This window comes from Novosphingobium sp. PhB57, assembly GCF_004342985.1.
Lineage (GTDB): Bacteria > Pseudomonadota > Alphaproteobacteria > Sphingomonadales > Sphingomonadaceae > Novosphingobium.
The window spans coordinates 1-6822 of record NZ_SMBO01000030.1 but is presented as its reverse complement, the minus strand read 5'-3'; the positions used below and the strand labels follow the sequence as shown (position 1 = coordinate 6822).

The window sequence follows — 6822 nt, the reverse complement described above, 5'->3', positions numbered from 1 at the left end:
ATTGTCCATTCGTCTGCTCCACGGTTGAGTAGTGTCTCTGTGGAATGCTGAAGATGGGCAGCCGGTGCCGGGGCATGCCCCGGCACCGGCTTAACGGTCCCGACCCGAATGAATTTCCAGACCTGTGGTTACACAACCCGAGAAGTTTCGGAAAAAAGCTTGTCGACCGGGACGATGGCATGAGTCCAGTGGATCAGATCGCAGGACTTCATGAATATGAGCGAGCGGTTGTTGCCCCAGCCATATGTTTCCTTCGGCCGTTCCCATTCCGTTTCCCGCAGTCCCTCCCGCTGCGCGTTAATGTGAAGATCGGTCATGCTGAGGTAGAAGGCGCCATCGGGGCCGCGCATGATATGGGGATCGCGGATGCCCTTCTGTTCGGCGATGTCGCGGCCGTCCAGCACCGGCTTGCCGCCGTTGACGTCCGTGAACGAATAGCCGTCGCGCGAGACCGCGATGTGCAGGGAATGGGTCTCGTCCTTGAAGTAGACCAACAGATAAGCGGTAAGCGCAGAAGCCGAAGGAACCGGCGAGGCTTTTTGATCGGCAAGGCCCTGCACGATCTGAAGCTGCTTTTCTGGCACGCCGCCGCCGGGCTGCGCCATGCCAAGCGTCCCCGGAGCGCCGAGGGCAGCAAGCCCGATCGCCGCCAGACAGGCAAACTTCACCTTCATTTTCCTGACTCCCCTCGATGGCCCGTCAGCGCATCTCATTCCACTTCCAGCACCGTTACCGACTTGGCCGGCAGTTCGAGGTCCACGCCGCCGCCGGCGAGGCGGGCCGGCAGCGGACGCGGGACGAACGGGTCCGCCTTGTCGAACGTGATACGGGTATCGATCCGGTCGGCGGTGAGCACCCGGGCGTTCGCGCGGTGCCAGCGGCCGCCATCCAGGCGGATGTTCAGCCGGTTAGCGCGGGCCGGATCGAGATTGGCGATCGTCACATGCAGCTTGCCGCTCGCATCGCGCGATGCCGAAACGTCGATGGAGGGCAAGCGAACGTCGCCCTGCACGTAATCCGGCGTCCGCACCGTGGCGGGCAAGGCCTGCGCCCCCTGATGGACCTGGTACATCTCGAAGACGTGGTATGTCGGGGTGACCACCATCTTCGAGCCTTGCGTCAGCACCAGCGACTGGATGACGTTCACCATCTGCGCCAGGTTCGCCATTCTCACCCGGTCGGCATGGCGGTTGAAGATATTGAGGCTCTTCGCTGCGATCAGCGCATCACTCAGGGTGCTTTCCAGATAGAGCTGCGAAGGGGCGTTCTTCTCGCTCTGGAACCAGGCACCCCATTCGTCCACCGCGAGCGCGACGCGCTTTTCGGGATCGTAGCGATCCATGACCTCCGAATGGCGGCGGATCAGATCGTCGGTAAGGTCAGCACGCGCCAGAGCCGCCGCCCAGCCGGCTTCGTCGAAGCCCACGTTCCGTCCCTTGGCATGCCAGTCGTTGCCGGCGAAGGTGTAGAAGTGCAGCGAGAGGCCCCAGAGCAGCGGCCGGTCCGTCGTCAGCGACAAGGGGGTCGGCTGCGGGCGCCACTTCATCGCCTGCGCCATCACGCGGTCCGTCCACGCATAATCGTCGGTATCTGCGCCCACGGCGATGAGTTTCGCCCGCTCGCCGGAGTATGTGCGCAGGAAAGCGGCATAATGCCGGAAGGCCGCGGCATAAGTGTCCGCGGTCATATTGCCGCCGCAACCCCAGCTCTCATTGCCGACGCCGATGAAAGGCACTTCCCAGGGTGCCGCATGACCGTTCGCTGCCCGCTCCTGCCCCGGCGCACTGTCCTGCGGGGCGGTCATGTAGCGAAGCCAGTCGTCGGCCTCACGAACGCTGCCGCTGCCGAGGTTCACCGAAACGAACGGCCTGGCGCCGATCTGGTCCAGGAAATCCATGAACTCATGCGTGCCGAAGGCATTGGTTTCCGGAGATTTGTCCCAGGCGGCATTGATCCCGCGCGGCCGCTTTTCTGCGGGACCGATGCCATCCCGCCAATGATAGCCGTCCGCGAAACAGCCGCCCGGCCAGCGGATGTTCGGAACCTTGATGCGGCGCAAGGCGCTGACCACGTCCGAGCGAATGCCACGCACATTCGGGATGGTGGACTACCCAGATCCCCTCGTACACGTCTCGCCCGAGATGCTCGACAAATTGGCCGTAGATGCTGGGATCGATCGTCGGGCCGCCGCTGTCTACCGAAATAGACACCTCCGAACGCAACGGCTTCGCCGCCTCCTCCGAGTCCTGAGCCTTTCCGCTCGGAGAAACGCAAAGACTGCCTGCAGCGAGAACCATCGTGACCCGTCCCGGCCACCGTCTGAATGTTCGAAACATCCTTTTCTCCCAATTGTCGGAGTATTAATGCCTTAAACTGGCTGAGGTCAATTGCTAAGCGGAACACCAGTCCACATAGAGGGCCGGCGAAGATCGAGATGCCAGAGCTTGCATCTGCAAGCGCCTTCATCCGTTCAGCCTGACCCTTCGGGAAGCGTCCGGAAGGTCGCGTCTCGGCGCGCTCATCGGCCTGGGATGAATGCCAACTTGCGCTCTGCCGCGCATTGCGCTTTCGTTGTCTCCTGGCTGCGGTGCGACGGCCGACGGGGGGGCGAGAATGAAAAGTGTGGCAATGGTGGCGGCATTTCTGGCCGCATGGTGCGTGACCGGGCCTGCTCTGGCAGAGGATTTCGCCGTAGTGGGCGCCCGGATCTATGCCGATCCCCAAGCAAAAGCTCTCGAAAATGGCGTCGTGATCGTCCGCGACGGCCGGATCGCCGCCGTCGGCTCCCGCGCGCAAGTATCGGTGCCCCAGGGGATGAAGACCATCCCGGGTGCAGGACGCACGCTCGTCGCGGGTTTCTGGAACAGCCACGTCCATCTGATGACGCATGACTTGCTTCACCCGGACGCGGCCGACCCTGCGAAGCTGGAAGGGCAACTGCGTGACATGTTCACGCGCTGGGGCTTCACGACGGTGTTCGATCTCACCTCCAGCACCGCCAGTGCGACCACGCTACGGCGCATGATCCAAGAAGGACGGTTTGCCGGGCCGCAAATACTCACGGTAGGTGATCCCTTCTTCCCGAAGAACGGCACGCCGGTCTACGCGCGTCCGGTCTATGAGGCTGAGCATATTGCGGTGCCCGAGATACGCTCGACGCCAGAGGCCGTAGCGCGGCTCGATCGGCAGGCGCAGGCGGGTGTGGACGGCGTAAAACTGTTCACCGGCGCCATTCTGGGCGCCGAGGACGTCATGGTCATGCCAGCAGACCAGATCCGCGCGCTGACGGCCGCAGCGCATCGCCATCGCCTGCCGGTCTTCGCGCATCCCACCAATCGCGAGGGCATGAACGCGGCAGTGGAGAACGGCGTCGACGTGCTCGCCCACGCCACGCCGATCGCGGGTCCCTGGGATGCGGCGCAAGTGCGCAAGTTGGTCTCGGCCCATGTCGCGCTGGTGCCGACGATGATGCTGTTCGAAGTCTATCCGGCAGACAGCACGCCGGTCGCCACTGTCGTCCAGCAGGTCCGCGCACTCAGCGAGGGCGGCGGCGAGGTCCTGTTCGGCACCGACGCCGGCTTCATGGACGTGTTCGACCCAAGCGCGGAGTATCGCCTGATGGCGCAGGCGATGGACTGGCGCCATGTGCTGGCGGCACTCACCACCACCCCGGCGCGGCGCTTCGGTCAATCCCATGTGCGGGGCCGGATCGGGCGGGGATTGGCAGCCGACATGGTCTTGCTCGATGGCGACCCTGCACTGGACACGGCGGCCTTCGCAAAAGTCGCCGTGACGATCCGCGCGGGGGAAATCCTTTCCTCGATAGAGTGAGGGTGTGCACATCTTCCGCCTGCCGGGAAGACGCGGCCGTTTCCGGCACAAGTCGCTGCTTGCGGCCAGCGCTATCGCGAGAAACCTGCCCCGCCGGAGACTACGAAAGGGACGGCAGGCAACTTTACTTCGGCTGAAAGGCCCTTGAACCGCTCACACAGTCATCGCGGTAGCTTTCCCGTTTCCGCGTAAGGATGGGATCTGGCGATGGGTCGTGACCGTTGCCGATATGCCTTGTTCCTCCAGGGCACTTATGGCCTGTTGGACTACGGACGTGGCTTGAACGCCTACCAGACACTCCCTTATACGTCTCGCCTCTTCCACGGAATTTGAGCCCATTTTGTCCACGCCATCCAGAATTTCCGCGGCAGTGGTGCTTCTTATGTCGAAGACATAGTCCTGCTGCTGGAAGAGTGCCGCAAGGTCAGTATATTTGCTGGCCCACCCGAGTAAGACTGCAGGGACACCGCTTCTGTAAGCGAATACCACCGAATGATAGCGCGACGCGACGACATATTTGAATCGCGCGAGGATGTCGATCAGCTCCGGGCTTGAGAACTCTCCGGAAATTACCTGAACCTTCTGGCTATTTCTCACTTTGCCAAGGACTTGCTTGACCAGATCCGTGTCAGCGGTGGACGTGTTCAGAATGTAGACATTTTCGCCATTTTCGAGCAATCTCTGGAGCATTTTCGCATAGAGAACGATTACCGCGGAAGCGTCACCGATCCTGAATACGTTCTTGTTTATAATGAAGCCAACGGAGTTTGGCGCTGGGTAATATTCCTTTACGTCTCTGTGCCTGGTGGAGATTTGGCTGGCGCTGGGAAAAATCTTTTCCCTTATCACCATGTCTGCCGACAATTCGACATTCTGCAGGCCAAGAGAAGTCAGGCATTCATACCCCTCGCACTCGCGCGCATATATCTTCAAGGGGTACGTCAGTTCTTTCTTTACCTCGTCGATGAAGTCGGAATCCTCTTTCTCACCCCAGTCGAATGGACCGAAGCTCTGCGGCATGAGGATGATCTTCTTGTTGAAGCGGCGAGCGATCCTGATTGTGTCCAACAACATTCGCCCGCTTTGCTTGGGCCACCCGGAGCCCAGCGTGTATCCACTCGCATCGAAGATAGCGTCCGCTCTTTGCAGGGCCTTCTTCATGTCCGTGATCTTGTTGCGCCACTTGTCGCTTTTCCTAAGGTACCCGACGATGCCGGTCGCTATCGGCACCAGGAACGGCACCTTGTACAAACCGTATCTCAAAGCAGGGCGCGTGAAATCGTCGTATGGCAGTAGCGGGAAGGTATACTGTTCCGGATCGTCGTATTTGCTCGCGAAACCGATTACTTCGCACTCGCCGTAGATCGATTTCAAGGAATAGCTCAGGGAGAGAAACATGGCCTGCGCGCCTTTGTTTCTCATCTGGATCCCGGTAATGATGAACGTCTTCATATTACCGACCCTGCCCCTTGATAATTGATCCGTCTCAGCGTGTCGGTACCAGTCATGTCCTTCTTCGAACGTCCCACCGGTCCGTACCAATGACTGAGCGATTGGCCACTCATCTGCTCTAATACCTCGATCGAGGGACCATAATAATCGTTAAGACGCTTTCGCAACTCATCGGTTAGTGGCGGGTACTGGATTTCTTGCGCGATAAGATTGCGAACGGCCCGGAATGCGGTGGTGCCTCGCAAGGGACGGGCGATCGGTTTCATCCAGGCAAGACGCTTGCGCAATCCAGCGGGCACGACCGGCACCGTCTTGTCCTTCACTTTATCCTGTCCGCCCGGTGCCAGAGGCCGCGGCGGCAAGCCCAGATGCGCCCGGATCCGCGACATCTGCGTTTCCGGGTCCCCTGCCACACCCTCGAAGAAGAGGGTAAGAAGAGCCTCACGCCCATAAAGCTCGATATAGGACTGCAAATGCGAGGCAAAGTTGCCGGCAACCAGGAACCGCAAATTCTCGCCCAGCGAGGGATCGAGGTAGTTTCCTATATCTCCCCCCACCTCGCCGCGCCTGAACAGCATGCAGTAGTCGGAATAGGCCCGCTCGACCGGGTTGCGTAGCTGTACAATCAGTTTCACATGCGGCAGGTGGCGGTGGAGGCGGGCCGCTGCTTCGGGCACATAGAGGTAGGAGTTGGACTTCTCGCCGACGATCTTGCCGGCCCCCTCCTCGCTGAACTGCGACAGATACCAATCTTCTCCCCGGCCGTATTCCCTGGAAAAATAATGCAACTCCGGATCGGGCATGTAAACGGCCGGATCCGACTGCAGCTGTGTCTGAAGCCAGGTGGTTGCCGATTTCGCCGCGCCGATAATGATGAAGTCAATTTTGTCGAACTGCATAGTATACTGGCGCCTCCAGTTAATGCGCTGGTACGGGGAGCGGTGCACCTCGATGATACCGCGCAAATGCGGTCGGTCCTGCGTAAGCTGGCTCCGGCAAGCACTGTCTTCGGGGTTTCAATCGTCCAAGTCGCGCTCGGCGTTGGAACGGCTCCTTCCGACGCGCACAGCATAATGGCAGCGACCACAATTGTCCTGCCGGGCACACCAAACGCATTTACCGAAGATCGCTGAATCGCGGCGCACAACAACTCCCAAATTGCGTTTGGAAAACATAGGTGAAGCGCAGTCGAAACAAGAAGTGTTCTTTTGGCTTAGACCCAATGCGTCCGTTAAGGTTGTTCCGCAAGCAGGGCCACCGGCATGAAAGATGATCCTGCCAGTCGGCCCGGCTGAAAGGCGGTTCTGGACGCCATCGATGGCGAATGCACGATCGGCGGGATCGTCGAGATCGCGGGAGGCGAGGCAAAGGATCGTGCCCGAGCCTTCTTCGAGGCCCTGTGGTCCTAAGACCAGATCACGGTCGACGCCACCGCCGCGCGGAGCTAGTGGATTGATTCCAACACTTGGTGCCCGCGCCGTACAGCGGCTATAATTTCGTCCGGATCGGCCTTCCAGATGAAAGGTCGGGGGTCCTCGT

General features: G+C 60.4%; 6 protein-coding genes. 1 reads left to right on the top strand and 5 read right to left on the bottom strand.

Annotated features, from left to right (window positions below; genetic code table 11):
• Window positions 1–128: 128 nt before the first annotated feature.
• On the bottom strand, window positions 129–674 hold the full coding sequence (locus EDF58_RS25515) for a hypothetical protein (protein WP_243654519.1): 546 nt from the start codon (window positions 672–674) through the stop codon (window positions 129–131).
• Window positions 675–709: 35 nt separating this feature from the next.
• Window positions 710–2092: an alpha-L-arabinofuranosidase C-terminal domain-containing protein gene (locus EDF58_RS25510; RefSeq protein ID WP_243654518.1), complete on the bottom strand. Its 1383-nt coding sequence runs from the start codon at window positions 2090–2092 to the stop codon at window positions 710–712.
• A 521-nt stretch (window positions 2093–2613) separates the two neighbouring features.
• Between EDF58_RS25510 and EDF58_RS25505 the strand changes: the two genes are divergently transcribed.
• Complete coding sequence (locus tag EDF58_RS25505) at window positions 2614–3831, top strand: amidohydrolase family protein (protein ID WP_165921600.1); 1218 nt, start codon at window positions 2614–2616, stop codon at window positions 3829–3831.
• 153 nt (window positions 3832–3984) lie between these two features.
• Here EDF58_RS25505 and EDF58_RS25500 read toward each other — a convergent pair whose 3' ends face one another.
• The 3 genes from EDF58_RS25500 to EDF58_RS26240 form a co-directional block, all read right to left on the bottom strand.
• Window positions 3985–5283: a polysaccharide pyruvyl transferase family protein gene (locus EDF58_RS25500; RefSeq protein WP_132270581.1), complete on the bottom strand. Its 1299-nt coding sequence runs from the start codon at window positions 5281–5283 to the stop codon at window positions 3985–3987.
• Window positions 5280–6182, bottom strand: a complete 903-nt coding sequence (locus tag EDF58_RS25495) for a sulfotransferase (protein WP_132270579.1) — start codon at window positions 6180–6182, stop codon at window positions 5280–5282. Before EDF58_RS25495 ends, EDF58_RS25500 begins: the two co-directional genes overlap by 4 nt.
• A gap of 117 nt (window positions 6183–6299) precedes the next feature.
• On the bottom strand, window positions 6300–6822 hold a 523-nt coding region (locus tag EDF58_RS26240), incomplete at its 5' end, for a hypothetical protein (protein ID WP_207913190.1).